At 69.7% G+C, this 19,516-nt stretch carries 16 protein-coding genes; 9 read left to right on the plus strand and 7 right to left on the minus strand.

Annotated elements, in window-relative coordinates:
* Window positions 1-5 precede the first annotated feature (5 nt).
* Genes CHC08_RS03320 through CHC08_RS03330 form a run of 3 tightly spaced genes read left to right on the plus strand, consistent with a single transcriptional unit; the run spans window position 6 to window position 2,867 of the window.
* Complete coding sequence (locus CHC08_RS03320; protein ID WP_218825108.1) at window positions 6-716, plus strand: ABC transporter ATP-binding protein; 711 nt, start codon at window positions 6-8, stop codon at window positions 714-716.
* Entirely contained in the window at window positions 713-1,711 is a 999-nt protein-coding gene (locus CHC08_RS03325; RefSeq protein ID WP_089205643.1) for an ABC transporter substrate-binding protein, read from the plus strand. The genes CHC08_RS03320 and CHC08_RS03325 overlap by 4 nt, the downstream gene beginning before the upstream one ends.
* Before the next feature lie 49 nt (window positions 1,712-1,760).
* Entirely contained in the window at window positions 1,761-2,867 is a 1,107-nt protein-coding gene (locus CHC08_RS03330; protein WP_089205644.1) for an LLM class flavin-dependent oxidoreductase, read from the plus strand.
* A gap of 131 nt (window positions 2,868-2,998) precedes the next feature.
* Here CHC08_RS03330 and CHC08_RS03335 read toward each other — a convergent pair whose 3' ends face one another.
* Complete coding sequence (locus tag CHC08_RS03335; RefSeq protein ID WP_089205645.1) at window positions 2,999-4,465, minus strand: MFS transporter; 1,467 nt, start codon at window positions 4,463-4,465, stop codon at window positions 2,999-3,001.
* 971 nt (window positions 4,466-5,436) lie between these two features.
* Here CHC08_RS03335 and CHC08_RS03345 point away from each other — a divergent pair.
* The 3 genes from CHC08_RS03345 to CHC08_RS03355 all read left to right on the plus strand — a co-directional run bounded on the left by CHC08_RS03345 (window position 5,437) and on the right by CHC08_RS03355 (window position 8,829).
* Entirely contained in the window at window positions 5,437-6,474 is a 1,038-nt protein-coding gene (locus tag CHC08_RS03345; protein WP_089205647.1) for a TerC family protein, read from the plus strand.
* A gap of 80 nt (window positions 6,475-6,554) precedes the next feature.
* Window positions 6,555-8,141: a molybdopterin-dependent oxidoreductase gene (locus CHC08_RS03350; protein WP_089205648.1), complete on the plus strand. Its 1,587-nt coding sequence runs from the start codon at window positions 6,555-6,557 to the stop codon at window positions 8,139-8,141.
* Between the two features lie 58 nt (window positions 8,142-8,199).
* Window positions 8,200-8,829: a fasciclin domain-containing protein gene (locus CHC08_RS03355; RefSeq protein ID WP_089205649.1), complete on the plus strand. Its 630-nt coding sequence runs from the start codon at window positions 8,200-8,202 to the stop codon at window positions 8,827-8,829.
* 165 nt (window positions 8,830-8,994) lie between these two features.
* Here CHC08_RS03355 and CHC08_RS03360 read toward each other — a convergent pair whose 3' ends face one another.
* Window positions 8,995-9,984, minus strand: a complete 990-nt coding sequence (locus tag CHC08_RS03360; RefSeq protein ID WP_245878095.1) for an asparaginase — start codon at window positions 9,982-9,984, stop codon at window positions 8,995-8,997.
* A gap of 598 nt (window positions 9,985-10,582) precedes the next feature.
* Here CHC08_RS03360 and CHC08_RS03365 point away from each other — a divergent pair.
* Window positions 10,583-11,455: a lipase family protein gene (locus CHC08_RS03365; RefSeq protein ID WP_179281860.1), complete on the plus strand. Its 873-nt coding sequence runs from the start codon at window positions 10,583-10,585 to the stop codon at window positions 11,453-11,455.
* Between the two features lie 162 nt (window positions 11,456-11,617).
* On the opposite strand, the gene CHC08_RS03370 is transcribed toward CHC08_RS03365, so the two are convergent.
* The 5 genes from CHC08_RS03370 to CHC08_RS03390 are packed head-to-tail and all read right to left on the minus strand — an operon-like array spanning window position 11,618 to window position 16,348.
* Window positions 11,618-12,904: an ABC transporter substrate-binding protein gene (locus tag CHC08_RS03370; protein ID WP_089205652.1), complete on the minus strand. Its 1,287-nt coding sequence runs from the start codon at window positions 12,902-12,904 to the stop codon at window positions 11,618-11,620.
* A gap of 3 nt (window positions 12,905-12,907) precedes the next feature.
* The gene (locus tag CHC08_RS03375; RefSeq protein WP_218825101.1) at window positions 12,908-13,942 is read right to left on the minus strand and encodes a branched-chain amino acid ABC transporter permease; all 1,035 of its coding nucleotides are present in this window, start codon (window positions 13,940-13,942) and stop codon (window positions 12,908-12,910) included.
* On the minus strand, window positions 13,939-14,820 hold the full coding sequence (locus CHC08_RS03380) for a branched-chain amino acid ABC transporter permease (RefSeq protein WP_089205653.1): 882 nt from the start codon (window positions 14,818-14,820) through the stop codon (window positions 13,939-13,941). The genes CHC08_RS03375 and CHC08_RS03380 overlap by 4 nt, the downstream gene beginning before the upstream one ends.
* A gap of 2 nt (window positions 14,821-14,822) precedes the next feature.
* Entirely contained in the window at window positions 14,823-15,593 is a 771-nt protein-coding gene (locus tag CHC08_RS03385; protein WP_089205654.1) for an ABC transporter ATP-binding protein, read from the minus strand.
* Window positions 15,590-16,348, minus strand: a complete 759-nt coding sequence (locus CHC08_RS03390) for an ABC transporter ATP-binding protein (protein ID WP_089205655.1) — start codon at window positions 16,346-16,348, stop codon at window positions 15,590-15,592. Before CHC08_RS03390 ends, CHC08_RS03385 begins: the two co-directional genes overlap by 4 nt.
* Before the next feature lie 192 nt (window positions 16,349-16,540).
* Here CHC08_RS03390 and CHC08_RS03395 point away from each other — a divergent pair, with 192 nt between their 5' ends.
* Together CHC08_RS03395 and CHC08_RS03400 are read left to right on the plus strand one after the other, a co-directional pair.
* Entirely contained in the window at window positions 16,541-17,938 is a 1,398-nt protein-coding gene (locus CHC08_RS03395; protein WP_089205656.1) for a PucR family transcriptional regulator, read from the plus strand.
* The gene (locus CHC08_RS03400) at window positions 17,925-19,427 is read left to right on the plus strand and encodes a long-chain-fatty-acid--CoA ligase (protein ID WP_089205657.1); all 1,503 of its coding nucleotides are present in this window, start codon (window positions 17,925-17,927) and stop codon (window positions 19,425-19,427) included. Before CHC08_RS03395 ends, CHC08_RS03400 begins: the two co-directional genes overlap by 14 nt.
* Window positions 19,428-19,516: the final 89 nt, after the last annotated feature.

Here is a 19,516-nt window from a genome sequence, read left to right on the forward strand (position 1 = left end):
CCGCGATCCCGGAGCCGACGGTGAGGGTGAACGGCCTCACCCGGACCTTCGGCGAGCGGCGGGTTCTCGACGGCGTCGACCTGGAGATCCGCCGGGGTGAGTTCGTCGCGCTGCTCGGCCGGAGCGGCTCGGGCAAGTCCACGCTGCTGCGGGTGCTCGCGGGGCTCGACCCCGGGGCGAAGGGCGAGGTCGAGGTGGAGGGCACCGTCGCCGTCGCCTTCCAGGAACCCCGCCTGGTGCCGTGGAAGCGGATCCTCGCCAACGTCGCGCTCGGACTCCAGGCCCCCGACCCGCGCGCCGCCGCGCTGGCGGCGCTGGAGGAGGTCGGGCTCGGCGAGCTGCACGGTGCCTGGCCGCTCACCCTGTCCGGGGGAGAGGCCCAGCGGGCCTCCCTGGCCAGGGCCCTGGTCCGCGAGCCAGACCTGCTCCTGCTGGACGAGCCGTTCAGCGCCCTGGACGCGCTGACCCGCATCACCATCCACCGGCTCGTGCTCGACCTGTGGGGACGGCACGGGCCCGGCATCCTGCTCGTCACCCACGACGTGGACGAGGCCATGCTCCTGGCCGACCGCGTCCTCGTCCTCGACCGGGGCGTGATCGCCCATGAGTCCAGGGTGGACCTGCCCCGGCCTCGCCATCGCGATCATCGCGACCTCATCGCCCTGCGCTCGACCCTGCTCACCAGGCTCGGCGTCACCCTGGAGGGAACCACGTGAACCGCCGTGTCGTCACCACCCTGATCGCCGCCTTACTTCTCACCGTCACGGCCGCCTGCGGCGGCACGGAAGAGCAGGCCGTACGCGCGGACGGCTCGGTCGACCTCTCCCAGGTGACGCTCCGCGTCGGGGACCAGAAGGGCACGGGGCTGCAGGCACTCCTCACCGCCGCCGGCCAGCTCAAGGACGTCAAGTACAAGGTCACCTGGGCCCAGTTCACCTCCGGGCCGCCGATCCTGGAGGCCATCAACGCCGGCTCCCTGGACTTCGGCGCGGTCGGCAACGCCCCGCCGGTCTTCGCCGCGGCCGCGGGGTCGAAGATCTCCATCGTCGCGGTCGCGGAGAAGGGCGTCGGCGGCCAGGCCATCGTCGTCCCGCCGGACTCGCCGATCAAGACCCCCGCCGACCTGCGCGGCAAGCGCGTCGCCGTGGCCAAGGGCAGCTCCGCCAACTTCCACCTGCTGGCCGTGCTCAAGAAGGAGGGGCTGAGCTTCACCGACATCCAGCCGCAGTATCTCCAGCCGCCGGACGCCCTGGCCGCGCTCTCCTCGGGGAAGATCGACGCCTGGGCCATCTGGGATCCCTACACCGCCCAGGCCGAGGCCCAGACCAAGGCGCACATCCTGGTCGACGGTGCGAACTACGTCAACGGATTCGAGTTCCAGATCGCCGGCCAGGACGCCCTCGCCGACCAGGCCCGCTCGGCGGCGCTGGGTGACTGGGTGACGCGCATCCGCAAGGCCCACCAGTGGGCCAACGGCCACCAGGACGAGTGGGCGAAGGTCTTCTCCCAGCTCACGGGCCTGGACCAGGCGATCGTCTCCGCGTCGGTCAAGCGCAGCCAGTTCAAGGACCTCAAGCTCGCCGGGGACACCGTCGCCCGCGAGCAGCTCGTGGCCGACGCGTTCAGCGAGGCCAAGCTCATCCCCGTTCCCGTCAAGATCGCAGACGTGGTCGACACCCGCTTCGACGCCAGTTTAGATAACCCCTCGTGACGCGTCCCCCGCGCTGCGGACCGGGGATTACCCGTATTGGAGGTATTCGATGAAGTTCCACTGGTTCCTGCCCACCGCCGGCGACAGCCGGGTCCTCACGGGGGGCGGCCACGGCCTCAGGAGAGGGCACGGCCGCTCCGACGCTGCCCCGTTCCGCCCGCCGGACATCGAATACCTGGCGCAGATCGCCCGCTCCGCCGAACAGCTCGGCTTCGAGGCCGTCCTCACCCCGACCGGCACCTGGTGCGAGGACGCCTGGCTGGTCACCGCCGCGCTGACCCGCGAGACGGAGCGGCTGAAGTTTCTCGTCGCCTTCCGGCCTGGCTTCATGTCGCCGACCCTGGCCGCGCAGATGGCCGCCACCTACCAGCGGCTCTCGCGCGGCAGGCTCCTGCTCAACGTGGTGACCGGCGGGGAGACGGTCGAGCAGGCCAGATTCGGTGATCACCTCTCCAAGGACGAGCGTTACGCGCGGACGGACGAGTTCCTGTCGATCGTGCGCGGCGCGTGGAGCGGCACACCGTACGACTTCGACGGCAAGCACTACCAGGTCGACGGCGCGATGGTCTCGGAGGTGCCCGATCCCGTCCCGGAGATCTACTTCGGCGGCTCCTCGCAGGCCGCGGGACCGGTCGCGGCCAAGCACGTGGACGTCTACCTCACCTGGGGCGAGCCCCCGGACCAGGTGGCCGAGAAGATCAAGTGGATCCGCGAGCTGGCCGAGGAGAGAGGACGCAAGATCCGGTTCGGCATCCGGCTGCACGTGATCACCCGTGACACCGAGCGGGACGCCTGGGCGGAGGCGGAGCGGCTGCTGTCCGCGATCGACCCGGCGGACATCGTGTCGGCCAGGAAACTGCTGGGCCGCAGCGAGTCGGTCGGCCAGAAGCGGATGCTGGAGCTGCACGAGGGTTTCGCCGGCGGTACGGCCCGCGACCTGGAGATCTACCCGAACCTCTGGGCCGGGGTCGGCCTCGTACGCGGCGGCGCCGGCACGGCGCTGGTCGGCAGCCACTCCCAGGTCGCCGAGCGGATCGAGGAGTACGCCGCGCTCGGCATCGAGGAGTTTGTCCTGTCGGGCTATCCCCACCTGGAGGAGGCGTACTGGTTCGGCGAGGGCGTGCTCCCCAAGGTGGCCGCGCCCGCGCTGAGGTGACCTCGGCGGTGATCGCCCCGGCGCGGACGCAGGGGCGATCACCGCGATACGCGGCGTCACGGCGCTGAGCGACTTCCGGAAGCGGCCTCCCGCCCGGACGGGTACGGCGGGCGGCTCCGGTGATCGCTCGCTCAGCGGCGGGCGAGCCGGCGCGCGACCCCGCGGTCGGCGACCACGTCGGCGATGGCGACGGCCAGTGCGACCAGCACGAAGGCGATGGTGAGCAGGAGCCCGTGCCGGAACGCCAGGGAATAGTCCCCGTTCGACGAGGCGGCCCCGAAGAACACCGAGCCGACCACCGCGATGCCTATGGCGGAGCCGACCCGCTGCCCCGTCTGCAGCACGCCGCCGGCGGCGCCGGCTCTGACGACCGGCACCTCGGACAGGGTCAGCGTCTGGTTCGGGGAGATCACCAGGCCGCTGCCCAGACCGGCGGCGAGGAGCGGCACCGCGATCGCCCAGGCCACCTGGTGGCCGGGGACGAGCCGCACCATGAGCTCGGTGACGCCCAGGGCGACCGCGACCAGCACCAGCCCGCCGACCACCAGCGGGCGTCCGAACCGGGTGACGATCCGTCCGCCCAGTACGGAGGTCACGGCCGATCCCACGGCGAACGGCGTGGTCGCCAGACCCGCGGTCAGGGCCGAGTAGTGCAGGCCGTTCTGCAGGTACAGGGTGAGAATGAAGAAGATCGCGGTGAAGCCGGCGAAGTAGAGCGCCGCGAGCAGGGCGCCGAGGGCGTAGGAGCGCCTGCCGAACAGGGACAGGTCGACGACCGGCTGGCTACGCCGCCCGTACCGGCGCTCCCAGGCCACGAAGCCGGCGATCACGATGAGCCCGGCGGGCGGCAGTAGCCATCTCTCGGGGCTCTGCCACTGCTGGCCCTCCACGAGCGGCAGCAGGATCAGCACGACGCCGATGGCGAGCAGCAGCACTCCCACGGGGTCGATGCTCTCCCGACGTCGTTCTCCCGGCTTCAGCAGCGGGATGTAGCGGTATGCCAGGACCACGGCCAGGATGCCGATCGGCACGTTGACGTAGAAGACGAGGCGCCACCCGTCGTGATCGCCGCCGAGATAGATGAGCAGCCCGCCGAGCAGCGGGCCGATCGCGGTCGATATGCCGATGGTGGCGCCCAGCAGCCCGAACGCCCGGCCTCGCTCCGAGCCCCGGAAAAGCTGCTGGATCAGGCCGCTGACCTGCGGATTGATGATTCCGCCCGCCACCCCCTGGACGAGGCGCGCGATGACCAGCCAGGTCGGGTCCTGGGCGACTCCGGCCGCCGCGCTGGCCAGGGTGAAGAGGACGACGCCGAAGACGAACGCGTTGCGCCGGCCGTACATGTCGCCGAACCGCCCGGCGGGCACCAGCACCAGCCCGAAGGCGAGGGCGTATCCAGACACCACCCACTGCAGCGTGCTCTGCGGGGCGTCCAGACCGGTACGGATGGTGGGAAGCGCCACGTTGACGATGCTGACGTCCAGCAACGTCATGAAGCCGGCGACCAGGCAGACGGTCAGCGCCTTCCAGCGACGCGGGTCCGCTCCCTCCTGACCGTATGCGGCCGGAACCTCGTCCGACCGGGCATCGGCGCTCATGCGGCGCACCGGCGCGGCGCGCCGGTGCGCGTACCCTGCCGTGCCGGGGCGGCCAGGGGGACGGAGGCGACGGGAGCGGCCGGATGGCCTTCGGCCCCGACGGTGATGCACGTGCCCCGGCCCATGCGACTCCACCGTGTGCATTTCAAGCTTCCCGGTGACATGGGCAATCGGCTGATGATCACCATGACCGCCTCCTTCCGCGCTCCGGCGGCGTCTCCCGCACTAGAACAACGAGCCCATATCTACCCCTTTTGGACAAGCGAATCATAGTCGGGCCGCCGGATGCGTGACCGCTGCCGCTCGGATGGCGATGACGACTTTCCCTGGGGCTTCTGATGTCCGAGGGTCGCCGGAACGCCCTCGAACGGATCACCGCGGTCGATGACCGGGGTGATCTTTCCGACCGGCCGCGCTCCGGGGCCTCGTGTCGGTCGGCGGCGGGCGACACGGAGAAGGCGGTTCGAAGGTGGACGGCGGCCGAGGCCGGGGCCTACCCGGCCACAGGACGGCGGCGGTGACGATCGCGGAGATCGTCAACAGGACGCCCAGCAGAATTTCGAGAAGCGCGGTGGTCGACATCGAACCCTCCCCCGACCTCGTTGTGAACACGTGACCACGAGGACGAAGGTCTTCCCACACCCCCGTGTCGCACGAGGGCCACCCCGCCGGGTCTCCCTGTGCTCGGGGACCGTGATGACGATCGGGGTGTCGGACGGTGGGTACTCCCCTCCGCATTGATTCCACTATCCGTGCAGCTCAAGCCCCAGTCAAATGCCCATGACCGCCTCCGGCCAACCGCCCCCCTGGGTGGCGCGCCACCCAGGGGGCGGCCTAACCTGGGACGACGGGGGGAGTACTTCCCAAGAGCCGATCCGGTCAGGACGGACGTTTCGAAACGTCCCCGGGCGGCCGCCCGCAGGCGCGGGCGAAGGAGACCTCGAACAGCCTGGTGCGTTCGAGGAGGTTCCATGTCCGCCGAGGCAGTCCAGTCGGTAGCCGAGCTTGAGACGATCGGCTCGCCGAAACTGTGGACGATCACTGTGGCCGCTCTGATGGTGCTGCTGGCCGTGGACTTCATGCTGACACGGCGCCCGCACGAGGTGCGGATGCGCGAGGCGGTGGGCTGGTCGGTCTTCTACCTGGCGCTGCCTCTGATCTTCGGCGTCTACGTATGGGGGGTCTTCGGGTCCGGTGTGGCGATGGAGTTCTTCACCGGCTACGTGGTGGAGAAGTCACTGTCGGTGGACAACCTGTTCGTGTTCATGCTGCTGCTGTCCGCCTTCGCGGTCCCGACCGCGCTGGCCCAACGGGTCCTGCTGTACGGCATCGTCGGGGCACTGGTGCTGCGCGCGATCTTCATCGCCCTGGGGGCGGCCGTTCTGCAGAGCGGCACGTGGGCGTTCCTGCTGTTCGGCGGGATACTGATCGTCACCGCCTGGAAGATCCTCAAGGACGCGCTGAGCGGGAAGGAGCAGGAGGTCGACATCTCCTCCATGCGCACGATCCGGCTACTGCGGCGCCTCATGCCGGTCACCAACGAATATCACGGCTCCCACCTGGTCGTTCGCGAGGGCGACCGCCGCGCTCTGACCCCGCTGGCGCTGGCCATCGTGGCCGTCTTCGCCACCGACATCGTCTTCGCCGTCGACTCGGTGCCCGCGGTGTACGGCGTGACCGAGGACCCCTTCATCGTCTTCTCCACCAACGTCTTCGCCCTGCTGGGCCTGCGGGCGCTCTACTTCGTGCTGTTGGGCGTCCTGACAAAACTGCGGCACCTGAACCACGGACTCGGCGTCATCCTGGCCTTCATCGGGATCAAGCTCGTCCTGCACTGGGCGCACGATGTCTGGGCGTGGCTGCCGGAGATTCCCACTCCGGTCTCGCTGGGAGTCATCGTCGTGGTCCTGATCACCGTCACGATCACAAGCGTGTACGCCAACCGCCGCGACACGAAGCCCGCCTCCTCACCCGACAAACGCGGACCCCGCTCGCGGCCGACGCACTGACGCCTCGTTCCTCAAAGCGGTGGTGAGGAAAACCCAGGGTCGCGGCCAATCCTTTTGCGCCGCGGCTCCGAAACTCCGATGTGACCGTCAAGAAGCCAGCCAAATCCAGCCTCGCGGCAGCAACCTGCGGGCTGCTCGCGGCGGGGGCGGCCCTGGGCGCCGCCGAACTGGCGGCGGCCCTGTCGAAGCCGCAGACCGGCCCGCTTCTGGCGGTGGGTTCGGCCTTCATCGATCTCACCCCCGCGTGGCTGAAGGATTTTGCGATCCGCACCTTCGGCGGCAACGACAAGAACGTCCTGCTGCTGGTCCTGGTGATCGTGGTGGCCGCGTTCGCGGCGGCCATCGGCCTGGCCGCGCGCCGGTATCCCCGTCTGGCCGGCGGTGGGCTGATCTCCCTTGGCCTGGTCGCCGCGGTGGCGGCGCTGTCACGGCCCGGCTCGGCGCCTCTCGACGTGCTGCCCTCCTTGCTGGCCGCCGCCGTCGGGGCGTCGGCGCTGCACCTGATGCACCGCGCCTGGCTCCGTACCTTCGCCCCGCACCTGGACGCCGACCGCCCCGCCCCCTCCGGCCCTGACCGTCCCGCACTCGCGGCCGGCCCGGTGACCGATCGGCGGGAGCTGTTGCGAACCGCCGCCACGGTGTTGGGCTTCGCCGCCGTCGCCGGCGGCCTGGGGCGGGTGGTGAGCGCCACCCGGGACACCGCCGCCGCCGGAGTACGCCTGGTGCTGCCCCGGCCGTCCGATCCCGCGCCGCCGCTGCCCGTGGGCAGTGACCTGCACCTTCCGGGCCTGGGGCCTTTCACCACCCCGAGCAAGGACTTCTACCGGGTGGACACCGCCCTGGTCGTTCCCCGCGTGCCGCACCAGGACTGGGTGCTGCGCATCCACGGCCTGGTCGACCGGCCGGTCGAGCTGACCTTCGACGACATCCTCGCGCGGCCGCTGGTGGAGCGGGACATCACCATGACGTGCGTGTCCAACGAGGTCGGCGGTCCCTACGTCGGCCACGCGCGATGGCTCGGCGTCGACCTGGCCGATCTGCTCCGCCAGGCCGGTGTGCGAGCGGACGCCGACCAGATCCTGTCGCGATCGGCGGATGGCTGGACCTGCGGCACCCCGGTGCAGGCCGTACTGGACGGCAGGGACGCGCTGCTGGCCGTCGGCATGAACGGCGAAGCCCTGCCCCCGGCGCACGGATTCCCGGCTCGCATGATCGTTCCCGGCCTGTACGGATACGTCTCGGCCACCAAGTGGGTGACCGAGATCAAGCTCACCCGTTTCGCCGACGAACGCGCCTACTGGACCAGCCGTGGCTGGGCCGAGCACGCCCCCGTCAAGACCGCCTCCCGCATCGAGATGCCCAAGCCCTTCGCCCGGCTGGCCGCAGGTCCCGCCACCATCGCCGGGACCGCCTGGGCCCAGCATCGCGGGGTGGCCGCCGTCGAGGTCCGGGTGGACGGCGGTCCCTGGCGGCAGGCGCGGCTGGCCCCCTCGCCCAACCCGGACACCTGGCGCCAGTGGCACCTGGACTGGCAGGCCACCCCCGGCGACCACCGGCTGGAAGTCCGCGCCACCGACGCAGTCGGCCACACCCAGCCACAGCCGCGGGTGGCGCCGTTCCCCGACGGCGCCACCGGCTGGCATTCGGTCCTGGTGACCGTCCTATGACCCCTCCCGACCGCACTCCGTCCCATCACAGTCCCATCACACAGAGGAAAAAATCATCATGAAGGCTCGTTTTCTCACCCTTCCCCTTCTCGCCGTGGCCGTGTCGTTGACCGCGGCATGTGGCGGCGACACCTCCGCCTCCCCGGCCGCGAGCAGTGCCGCGCCCGCGCCGAGCACCGAATCGCCGATGGTCTCCGACTCGGCGTCGTCCGCGGCCATGCCGTTCGGCGCGGCCTGCTCGGCGGTTCCGGCCTCCGGAGAGGGCAGCTTCACGGGAATGGCCGACGACCCGGTGGCCACCGCCGCCTCCAACAACCCCCTGCTCTCCACCCTGGTCACCGCGGTGCAGAAGGCCGGGCTCGGCGACACGCTCAACAGCGCCGAGGACATCACCGTCTTCGCGCCCACCAACGACGCCTTCGCCAAGATTCCCAAGGAGACCCTCGACAAGGTTCTGGCCGACAAGAAGACCCTCACCGACATCCTCACCTACCACGTCGTGCAGGGCCGCAAGACTCCGGCCGACCTCGCGAACGGCTCCTTCACCACTCTGCAGGGCGGCACGGTGACCACCACGGGATCGGGCGAGGACTTCAAGGCCAACGGCGCGGCCGTGCTCTGTGGAAACGTGTCCACCCGCAACGCCACCGTCTACATCATCGACACCGTCCTGATGCCCAAGAGCTGACCCCCGGGCCCGTCATGCCGGCACCGCACACGGGGACGGCACGACGGGGCGTACGGAAAGAGCAGGCCGGGCGGCCACGGAAGGGGATACGCGGGCGGCCCCTTCGCCGCCCGCCGTACCGGTCCGTCCGCTCAGCGGCCGGCCGCGTCCAGGAGCGCCACGTGGCTACGCATGGACGGCTCCCGCCCTGGTGAACGTCTCGACGATCTCCTCCCACGACGCTCCCGCGGTCAGCAGGGCGATGAGCAGGATGCGCGCCTTGTACGGATGGAGGAAACCCGCGCCCGTCAGTCCCCGGGCGAGGAGATCACTCTCGGAACCGGGGAAACCATAGGTGCGGGAGAGCACGGATCCGGCGCCGGTGCGGGAGGCGAGCACAACGGGCATGCGCCCGGCGAGCTCGGTCAGCACCTCAAGGTAGCTCTCGGGCACGTGGCCGACGCCCATCGCGGCGATCACCAGCCCGTCGGCGCGGTCCGCGACCGCCCGCAGGATCTCCCCGTCGTCGCCGAGCGTCGCGGTGACGAGAGGGACCCGGCGGAAGCCCACCTCCGGTGCGAGCCGTACGGTGACCCGCTCACCCGGAGCGGAGAGAAACCGCGCCCTGCCCTCGACGAGGTAGCCGAGCGCGCCCCCGTTGGGAGAGGCGAAGGTGGTGAGGCTGGTGCTGTGTGTCTTGCGGACCCGACGGGCGGCGTGGATCTCGTCGGCGAACACCACCAGGCAGCCGCGCCCGCGGGCGGCGGGATCGGCCGCGACCTCGATCGCGGCGAGCACGTTGGCCGGGCCGTCGGCTCCGGCCATGCTGGGGTTGCGCATCGCCCCGGTCACCACGAGCGGGCTCTGGCCACGGTAGAGCAGATCGAGGAGGTAGGCCGTCTCCTCGATCGTGTCGGTTCCCTGGGTGACCACGACGCCGTCCGCGTCGCAGTCGCCGATCGCGTCCGCCAGCTTCCGGAGGTCGTCGAAGCCCAGGTAAGCACCGGGAAGCTGCCGGAAGTCCCGCACATTGATCTCGACATCGAGCTCGGCGAGCCCGGGCACGCCCGCCAGGAGTTGCTCTCCCGTCAGCGTGGGCAGGACGCCGCCCCCCTGGGCATCGGGAGTCATGGCGATCGTGCCACCGAGCGAGAAGACCGCGATCCGGACGAACACGCCCACTCCTTTCAAGGTCACTGACCGTAGGAGGAGCTTAACGAGGCCACGGGTCAGGGGTGCCGCTGGCAGTCGACCGGCGAGCCCCTCCAGCCGGCCTCGCATCCGGGCGAGTTTGCGAACGCAAGGGTTTCGTCCCGGGACGACGAGGAAATTGGGCTAGGCAAGCAGGCCTCGAGGAACTTCACGCTGCCGGTGATGGCCGCTGCCCCGTTCCCGGCCACAACCGTGACCAGTTGGCGAGCGCCATCCCGCACATGACCGGAAGGCGCACGACGTGGACGCTACGGGTACCGCGAGGACCATTCGGCAGTCCGAGCGACCGGTTCCGGCGGAGCGGCGATTCCAGGAGGCGGGTGGAGCTCGGATCCGGGAGGTGAGGGCTCCGACCTACGAGGAGCTCCGGCCCTTCGGTCGTCGCGAGACATCGGGATTTCCCGTTTACAAGAACCTGGAGGAGCGGCTACTGCACGCCGGAGCGCATCCGGATCCCGAGATCGCACATGTCATGGCGACGTGTTCGGCCTACGCCTATTCGGGTCCGGAGACCGTCTCCATGATCATGGCGAGGCTGGGGCTTGAGGATAATCAGTGCCGGATGATCCAGTTGTCCGTTGACGCGCTGTTTCTTCGCTCGACGGCATTCGTGATCCAGAGCAAGAGCGGGAGAGTCGCCATCCTGTGCTACAGGGGCACGGAACCGTTGAACCTCATCAACTGGATGGTGAACCTCGACCTTGAGCCGGAACGGATCGCCTACCAGATCGGCGAGGGCTGCCCCACGGTGCACGGCGGCTTCTATCGCAACACGCGGGCGACGCGCTACGAGGTCATGAGCACCCTGCGGTACGCCTGCGACCGCCGGTCGGCCCGCGTCTCGTCCTCCGACGCCATGCTGGAAGGCGAGCTTGAAGCGCTTTACATCACCGGGCACAGTCTGGGTGGCGCGATGGCCGGGCTCATGGCCGTCATGATGAGACACGAACGCAAATATCGAGAGGCGTTCGCCGACCGGCTCAGGGCGGTCTACACCTTCGGCCAGCCGATGATCGGTAATCCCGATTTTGCCGAAGCCTGCCAGAGTGATGAATTTCTCCGCGAGAAGGTCATCCGGTATGTCTACGACGACGATATGGTTCCGCATCTCCCGCCCGCGGTGTCAGGACCGTTCCAGCACTTCGGGCGCGAGTATCAGTATCGGGCTCCGCGGTCTCGCAACGCGCTGACGGGCCTGTTCGGATATCTGGGCCGTGCCCACCGGTCCCCCGAGGGGAGGTGGGAGGAAAACGTCCATCCCACATCCCAGGCTTCGGGCCTGCCGACGATACTGCTGGCCAATCTGGCGTTCGTCGCCGGAAAATTCCAGTTGGCCCGCTCGCTGCCGGCCGTGTATTCCGTCGAGGATCATTTTCCCCAGCACTACATCTCATCGCTCATTCCCGGCGGGGTGCAGAACGAGTTCGGCGACTGATCGGTGACGCGTGAGGTCAACGCCGTCCACCCCGGCCGGGTCACGCCGGAGGCGTCATGCGTAGAGGAACCAGAGGCCGTACAGAGAAGTCCCCGACCCTGCGCCGAAGCGGGGTCGGGGACTTCCCGGGAGAGCGATCGATCAGGACCTGACGACTTCCGGTCAGTTGGTCAGCGGACCGAACTCCTTGCGGGTGTCGATCACGTCGCCGAAGAGCTCCCACCGCTCGCCCTGGAACTTCATGAGCTGCATGGACTCGATGGGGAAGCCGTCATCCGCCGCGGTGTTCAGCGTCACACCCGGCAGCAGCATGTCGACCTGCACGTTCTGAAGCGCCCGCATGGCGTCTCGCAGCCCCTCGCGGGTCGGGCACTTCGCCGCCTCCATCGCCTTGTGGAAGCTGCTGGCCACCGCCCATCCGAAGGTGTGGTATGGAACGGTCGGATCGGCATCGGGCGCGTACTGCTTCATCTTCGCGTAGTAGAGCATCATCTCCGGGTCGTCCTTCCACTTCGGATCGTTGGGATCCTTGTAGTACGTGGACGACACGACGCCCTGCACGTTCGGGAAGCCGACCGGCTTGAGGACGGTGATCGAGGCGGCGACGTTGTTGACGATGTGCAGCGGATTCCAGCTCGTGTTCTTGGCGTCGGCCGCCAGCGCCTGGGAGCCGAACTTGGGCGTCGTGATGTTGAGCAGAACATCCGCCTTGGACCCGGCGAGGTTACGCATCTGGGGGTCCACGCTCGGATCGGAGACCTCGTAACTCTGCTCCGCGGCCACCGTGATCTTGCTGCCCTCGATGGCCTTCTTGAAGCCGCCGAGCAGGTCCTTGCCGAAGTCGTCGTTCTGGTAGAGCACCGCCACCTTGGCGTCGGGCCGCTCCTGCTTGAGGTACTGCGCGTAGACGCGGGCCTCGGAGATGTAGTTGGGCTGCCAGCCGATGGTCCACGGGTGGGCCGTGTCGGAGCCCCACTTCGACGCGCCGGTCGCGACGAAAACCTGCGGCACCTTCTGCTGGTTGGTGTAGTCCCAGGTCGCCGTTGTCGAGGGTGTGCCCAGCGTCTGGAAGAGCGCGAACACCTGCTCCTGCTCGACGAGCCTTCTGGCCTCTTCCACGGCCTTGGGCGGCTGGTAGCCGTCGTCGCGCACCACGAACTCGACCTTGCGGCCGCCGATCCCGTTCTTCTCGGCGTTGATGTAATCGAAGTAGGCCTTGATGCCCTTGGGGATGTCGCCGTACGCGGAGGCGGGGCCGGAGAGCGGATAGATGCCGCCGAGCTTGATGCTCGTGTCCGTGATGCCGGTGGTCTGCTGCCCCTGGCATTCCCCCGACCCGGACCCCGACGCCGCCGTGCTCGGCGCGGCGGCCTCTCGCCCCCCGCAAGCCGCCAAGGCGACCAGCAAGCTTGCCGTCACCGCCGTACAGCCGATCGCAGATACCCGCATTTCCTACTCCTTCCGGAGAATTTTTGTGATCGAGCGCGTCATGCGTCCCGCCAGCCCGGCGAGGCCGGTCGGAGCGACGTACATCACCGCGATGATCAACAAGCCGAAGATGACGCCGGGCGCGGCGTCGTTGACGTCCTGGGAGATGCTCGGCACGAACATCATGAACAGCCCGCCCAGCAGCGGGCCGGAAAAAGAGCCCAGGCCGCCGACGACGATGCTTGCCAGCAGGGTGATCGAAAGCGTGAGAGCGAACGAGTCCGGGGAGACGAACCCGATGACCCAGGTGTAGACGCAGCCCGCCGCCCCGGCGAACATCGCGCTCCAGGCGAAGGCGAGCGTCTTGTAGAACGACAGCCGCACGCCCATGACCTCGGCCGCCGCCTCGTTGTCCCGGACGGCGTGCAGGGCCCGGCCGACTCGCGAGCGCAGCAGGCCGTGGGCCAGCAGGAAGGCGACGACGGTCACGGCCAGCGCCAGGAAGTACAGCCACTGGTCCTCGGCCAGTCCCGTCCACGCCGGCGGGACCGGTTTGCCGAGGGTCAGCCCCATGGAACCGCCGGTCACCGCCTCGAAGCGCTTGAGCAGCGGTACGAGGAAGATCGCGATGGCCAGTGTCACGAGGGCCAGGTAGAGCCCGCGCAGGCGCATGGCGGGCAGGCCGAGCGCCAGGCCGAGCGCGAACGCCACCGCGGCGGCGACCGGCAGGGTCGCCAGATGCGGCGTGTCCCACCGATCGATCATGATCGCGGAGCCGTAGGCCCCGACGGCGAAGAAGGCGCCGTGCCCGAGGGAGATCTGCCCGGCGTGGCCGACGAGGAGGTTCAGCCCGAGCAGCGCCACCGCGTAGACCAGCACCATGGTGAGCTGGAAGACGCGGAAGGGCACGAGCTGGAACGGCGCGTAACAGGCCACCGCGAGCAGCACCGCCATCACGATCCACTGCCGGCGCGCGGTGGCGACGCGCGCCAGGGACCGGCCCCGGGTGGGCGCGGCCGCCCGCGCGGCCTTCTCGGTCACCTCCGCAGGCCCGCTCATGCCCTCTCCACCGCCGCTCGGCCGAACAGGCCCTGGGGCCGCAACAGCAGGATGAAGAGGATGATGACCAATGGCACGCCCACCTTCAGGTCGGATCCGATGAAGCCGACGTACGCGCCGGCGAGGGTCTCGGCGACGCCGACGACCAGGCCGCCCACCACCGCGCCCACCGGGCTGTCGAACCCTCCGAGGGTCGCCGCGGCGAAGGCGTAGATGAGGACGCCGCCCATCATGTTGGGCTCCAGGAAGAGCAGCGGGGCCACCAGGATTCCCGACACCGCGCCGACGGTGGCGGCGAGCCCCCAGCCGAGCGCGAGCGTCCAGCCCACCCGGATGCCGACGAGCCTGGCCGAGGAGGGGTTGCTCGCCACGGCGCGCATCCCCAGGCCGACCTTGGTGTGCTGGAAGAGCAGGTACAGCAGGCCCATGACCACGCCGACCACGGCCATGATGCCCAGCGTCGAGTACCCCAGGCTGAGCCCGCCGGCCTCGATCGCGCCGCCGGGGAACGGATTGGGGAAGTCCTTGATGAGGAACGACCAGATCCATCCGGCGGCGGCGTTGACAAAGATGAACAGCCCCACGGTGACGATCACCACGGTCAGTTCGGGGGCGCCTTCCACGGGGCGGATGACGACCCGCTCGATCAGCATGCCGCCCACGAAGGAGACCGCCAGCGTGAGGACCAGGGCCAGCCAGAACGGCAGGCCCGCGGCCATGAACTGCCAGGCGATGTAGGCGGAGAACATCGCCAGCTCGCCCTGGGCGAAGTTGACGATCCCGGTGAACTGGTAGATCAGCACCAGAGCCAGGGCCAGGCTGGCGTAGATCGCACCCGCGCCGAGCCCCTCGACGATCTCCTGCAGGAAGCCGGCCATGCCTAGACCCGGTATCCGAGGTAGGACTGGGCGACCTGTTCGTCCGCCCGGATCTGCTCCGCCGATCCCGACAGGACGATCCGGCCACTCTCCAGGACATGCGCCTGCTGGGCGATACTGAGAGCGAGATGGGCGTTCTGCTCGACGACGACCACGGTGGTCCGCTCCTCTTCGTTGACCGCCCGCACGATGCGGAACAGTTCCTGGGTGACCATGGGGGCGAGCCCGAGGGACGGCTCGTCCAGAAGGAGCAGCCGCGGCCGCAGCATGAGCGCCCGGCCGATCGCCAGCATCTGCTGCTCGCCGCCGCTGAGGCTGCCGGCCACCTGCTTCAGCCGCGTCTTCAGCACCGGGAAGTAGGTGTGGACGCGCTCCAGGTCGGCGTCCACCGCGCTGCCCCCCCGACGACCTCGGAGATCCCGAAGACCCCGAAGGCTTCGGCGGTCTCGGCGGACGAAGGCCCCCAGGCGCAGGTTCTCCTCGACGGTCAGCGGCATGAACGTGCCGCGCCCCTCGGGCACGTGCGCGACGCCCTGCCGGGCGATCGTGTCCGGAGAGCGCCCGGACAGGTCGGCCCCGTCGAGCCGGACGTCGCCGCGCACCCGGACCATGCCCGAGAGCGCCCGCAGCAGGGTCGTCTTGCCCGCCCCGTTGGGTCCGAGGATGGCGCAGATCTCCCCCTGGCCCACGGCCAGGCTCACACCGTGCAGCACCCGGGCGCCTCCGTAGCCGGCGCGCAGGTCCGTGACCGTCAGAAAGGCGTTCTCGCTCATATGGCCGTCCCCAGGTATGCCCGCATGACGCCGGGATCGCGCTGGACCTCCGCGGGCGGCCCCTCGGCGATCTTGCGGCCGAAGTCCAGGCAGACGACCCGGTCGCAGATTCCCATGACGAAGCCCATGTGGTGCTCGACCACGACCACCGTCACGTCGAACTCCTCGCGGAGCGCGCGAAGGGTGCCGGAGAACTCCTCGACCTCGGCGGAGTTGAGCCCGTTGACGGGTTCGTCCAGCAGCAGCAGCTTGGGGCGCCCGACCAGCGCCCGAGCCAGCTCCACCCGCTTGAGCGTGCCGAACGGCAGGCCCGCCGCGGGGTGGTCGGCGACCTCGGTCAGCGCCAGCCGTTCCAGCAGGCTGTCGGCCTCGGCGCGGAGCCGGGCCTCCTCGCGCCGGACCCGTGGCAGCCACAGCGCCGCGGTGAGGAAACCGGCCCCTCCGGTGTGGTGCGCGCCGACCAGGATGTTGTCGCGCACCGACATGTGCCCGAACAGGCCGAGGTTCTGGAAGGTCCGTGCGATGCCCAGCCCCGCGATCGCGTGCGGCGGTACGGCCAGCAGGTTCTCTTCCTCGTACCGGACCTCTCCCGCGTCGGCGTCGTATCGCCGCGTCAGGCAGTTGAACAGCGTGGTCTTGCCGGCTCCGTTCGGCCCGATGAGTCCCACCATCTCGCCGCTCCACACGGAGAAGCCCACGCTGTCCAGCGCCGTGATGCCCCCGAAGCGAACGGTAAGATCGTGTACCTCCAGCATCCGGCCTCCTGGGCGCAGCGAGTGGAAGAACAATGTTCTGAAGTTCTGGTCAGCGTAGGATCCGCCCGTGAGGAACCGCATTGGGCACGGCCACCCAAAATGTGACAGGGGTGTTGTCTACCGCGCACAGCGTGTGTCTCGGACCGGTTACGAACCGTTGACCGCCCGGCCGCAGCCATGGATCATCCCGGCATGTCCAGTGGATTCAGCACGGAAACACTCACTGGTACGGAAGCGGTCCGCGCTGAACGCGCACGTATCCTTTCCGAACTCCTCAACGATCTAGACGAGCTGGCCGACACCGCGGCCAGAACCATGCGGGCCGAGATTCCCGCGTACGCGGCTCAGGACGAGGCGTTCCACGCCGACGTACGGGGCCAGGTGGCCCAGCACTACCGCAGCAAGCTGGCCGTACTGTTCGAAGACCGTACGGTGACGCTCGACGACATCGCCTTCACCCGCCGGGCGGGGATGCGGCGGGCCCGGGCCGGGGTCGCCCTGGCCGACTACATCAACGCCTTCCGCGTCGGCCAGCAGGTCTTCTGGGAGTCGGTGGTCAAGCGCGCCGGCCGCTCGTTCGCCGGTCACGAGGCCGCGCTGTCGCTGGCGGCTCCGCTGATGCGCTACTGCGACTTCGCCAGCACGCACGCGGCCAACGCGTACATGGAGTTCCAGCAGTACGCCACCGCCGAGGCGGTGCGAGAGAGCAGGGACCTGCTGGAGACCCTCCTGGCCGGGAACACGCCCACGCGCGGCCGGCAGCTCGCCGCGGCCCAGGCGCACGGCCTCGGGCCCGACACCCGCACGCCGTTGCTCGTGCTGATCGCGATTCTTCTCCCGCGGATCGCCAGGTTCGGGGGAGAGGCCGTGGCGACGGGCCCGGACCGCGGCGCCGACGCGCGGCACGCGGCATGCGCGGCGATCGCCCGGACCGGGGGCAACGGCACGAGGACGCTGTCGGTCGTACGGCAGTCGGAGATCGTGGCCATCCCCTCGCTCGGCCCGGGCGCCGATCCCGAGCAGCTGTGCGACCGGCTGCAGGCGGTGCGGGAGAGCCTCCTCGGCGAGGGCATCGTCCTGGCGATGGGCGTCAGCACCGTGATCGCCGGGACCGCCCAGATCCCGCAGGCCTACCAGGAGGCTCGCACGGTGCTGGAGTTCCTGCCAGAGGAGGGAGGGGTGGCGGCCCTGCCGAGGATCACGGCCTTCCAGTATCTGGCGCTGAAGGCCGACGACACCGCCCGGCACCTGGTCGACCCGCGGATCACCGCGCTTCTGGCCGAGGACCGGGCGCGCGGCGGCGTGCTCACGGCCACGATCCGGGCCTTCGCCGCCGACGACCTGAACCTGCGCGCCTGCGCGGAGCGGCTGCAGATCCACCCCAACACCGCCCAGTACCGCCTGCGACGGATCCGGGAGCGCACCGGGCGCAATCTGCGCCGGATCAACGACCTCCTCGATCTGCTCGTCGCGATCGCGCTTCAGGACACGCTGTCGCCGGACACCAATCCCGAGCGGAAAAGACTGGCCGCCGCGACCGATGAGAGCCATGGAGGCCAGACGTACGGTCGTTCCCATGAACCTCGCTGACCGGCTCCAGGTCGCCGCCGGGCGGCTCACCGGGAGAGCGGTCGTCACGCTCGACGAGGCGGAGATCACCTACGACGCACTCGAGCTGATGAGCGCGCGCGTCGCGTCGATGCTGCGGCGGCGCGGGATCGGCGTCGGCGACCGGGTGGCGGTCATGCTGCCGAACGTCCCGGAGTTCGCCGTCGTCTACTACGGGGTTCTGCGGATCGGAGCCGTGGTCGTCCCGCTCGACCCGCTGCTGAAGAGACGGGAGATCGCCTCCTACATCGGTGACTGCGGAGCCCGGCTGCTGATCGCCTGGCACGCCCTCGCGGAGACCGCCGAGGCCGGAACCTCAGGCACCGGCGCTGACTGCTTCTTCGTGGTCCCCGAGGAGTTTCGCCGGCTGCTGCGCGGCGTGGAGGCCGAACACGAGATCGTCGCGAGGGCGGCCGGCGACACCGCCGTCATCCACTACACCTCGGGGACGACCGGCCGGCCCAAGGGCATCGAGCTGACCCACGCCAACCTCGTGAGCAATGCCACAACGGTGGCCCGCATGCACGCGCTCGGCGTGGACGACGTCGTCCTCGGAGCGCTTCCGCTCTACCACGCCTTCGGGCAGACGTGCTCGCTCAACGCGAGCATCCACGCCGGCGCGCGCCTCACGCTACTGCCGCGCTTCGAGCCGGGCCGGGCGCTGGAGGTGATCCGGCGTGACGGCGTCACGGTCTTCCAGGGCGTGCCCACGATGTACATCGCGCTGCTCGATCACCTCGGGGTCTCCGACCTGTCGCTGCTGCGCCTGTGCGTCTCCGGCGGCGCCGCGCTCCCGCTCGACGTGCTACGGGTGTACGAGGCGCGGTTCGGCTGCCTGATCATGGAGGGGTACGGCCTCAGCGAGACCTCCCCGTCCGCCGCGACCAACCGCGCCGGCCCCGGCCGCAGACCGGGGTCCATCGGCTGGCCCATCAAGGACGTCGAGATGAGGGTCGTCGACGAGATCGGCGGCGAGGTGCCGTGCGGCCATGTCGGCGAGATCGTCATCCGGGGTCCCAACGTGATGAAGGGCTACTGGAACAATCCCGCCGCGACCGCGGAGGCGATCCGCGACGGCTGGTTCCACACCGGCGACCTGGGCAGGGTCGACGACGAGGGGTTCTTCTTCGTGGTCGGACGGCGCCGCGACGTGATCATCCGGGGAGGCCGCACCGTGTATCCCCGGGAGGTGGAGGAGGTCCTGTACGAGCACCCCGCCGTACGGCAGGCGGCGGTCGTGGGAATTCCCCATCCGAAGCTCGGGGAGGAGATCGCGGCGGTGGTGGTGCTGCGCGCACCGGTCGAGGCCGACGGCCTGCGCGCCTTCGTGAGGGAACGGGTGGCCGCCTACAAGTATCCCCGCCACATCTCGTTCGCCGACGAACTGCCCATGACCCCCACCGGCAAGATCCTCAAACACGCCATCGCACTGCCGCTGGACGCGACCGCCCCGCACGCCCGGAGGAGATGAGGCGGCCGAGTCGGCCGGACGTCGTCCGGGTCCCGGAATCGGCCTTCGGCTGCCGCGGCCGCTCAACCCGGGCTGGGATCTCCCTCTCC

Source organism: Streptosporangium subroseum (assembly GCF_900188345.1).
Lineage (GTDB): Bacteria > Actinomycetota > Actinomycetes > Streptosporangiales > Streptosporangiaceae > Streptosporangium > Streptosporangium subroseum.

What these genes read in the sequence shown, in the direction of transcription:
- CHC08_RS03395 (WP_089205656.1), top strand. Translation starts at nt 16,541, where the DNA reads ATGTCCAGTGGATTCAGCACGGAAACACTCACTGGTACGGAAGCGGTC.
- CHC08_RS03380 (WP_089205653.1), bottom strand. Translation starts at nt 14,820, where the DNA reads ATGGCCGGCTTCCTGCAGGAGATCGTCGAGGGGCTCGGCGCGGGTGCG.
- CHC08_RS03375 (WP_218825101.1), bottom strand. Translation starts at nt 13,942, where the DNA reads ATGAGCGGGCCTGCGGAGGTGACCGAGAAGGCCGCGCGGGCGGCCGCG.
- CHC08_RS03385 (WP_089205654.1), bottom strand. Translation starts at nt 15,593, where the DNA reads ATGAGCGAGAACGCCTTTCTGACGGTCACGGACCTGCGCGCCGGCTAC.
- CHC08_RS03345 (WP_089205647.1), top strand. Translation starts at nt 5,437, where the DNA reads ATGTCCGCCGAGGCAGTCCAGTCGGTAGCCGAGCTTGAGACGATCGGC.
- CHC08_RS03365 (WP_179281860.1), top strand. Translation starts at nt 10,583, where the DNA reads ATGATCCAGTTGTCCGTTGACGCGCTGTTTCTTCGCTCGACGGCATTC.
- CHC08_RS03370 (WP_089205652.1), bottom strand. Translation starts at nt 12,904, where the DNA reads ATGCGGGTATCTGCGATCGGCTGTACGGCGGTGACGGCAAGCTTGCTG.
- CHC08_RS03355 (WP_089205649.1), top strand. Translation starts at nt 8,200, where the DNA reads ATGAAGGCTCGTTTTCTCACCCTTCCCCTTCTCGCCGTGGCCGTGTCG.
- CHC08_RS03330 (WP_089205644.1), top strand. Translation starts at nt 1,761, where the DNA reads ATGAAGTTCCACTGGTTCCTGCCCACCGCCGGCGACAGCCGGGTCCTC.
- CHC08_RS03335 (WP_089205645.1), bottom strand. Translation starts at nt 4,465, where the DNA reads ATGAGCGCCGATGCCCGGTCGGACGAGGTTCCGGCCGCATACGGTCAG.
- CHC08_RS03390 (WP_089205655.1), bottom strand. Translation starts at nt 16,348, where the DNA reads ATGCTGGAGGTACACGATCTTACCGTTCGCTTCGGGGGCATCACGGCG.
- CHC08_RS03400 (WP_089205657.1), top strand. Translation starts at nt 17,925, where the DNA reads ATGAACCTCGCTGACCGGCTCCAGGTCGCCGCCGGGCGGCTCACCGGG.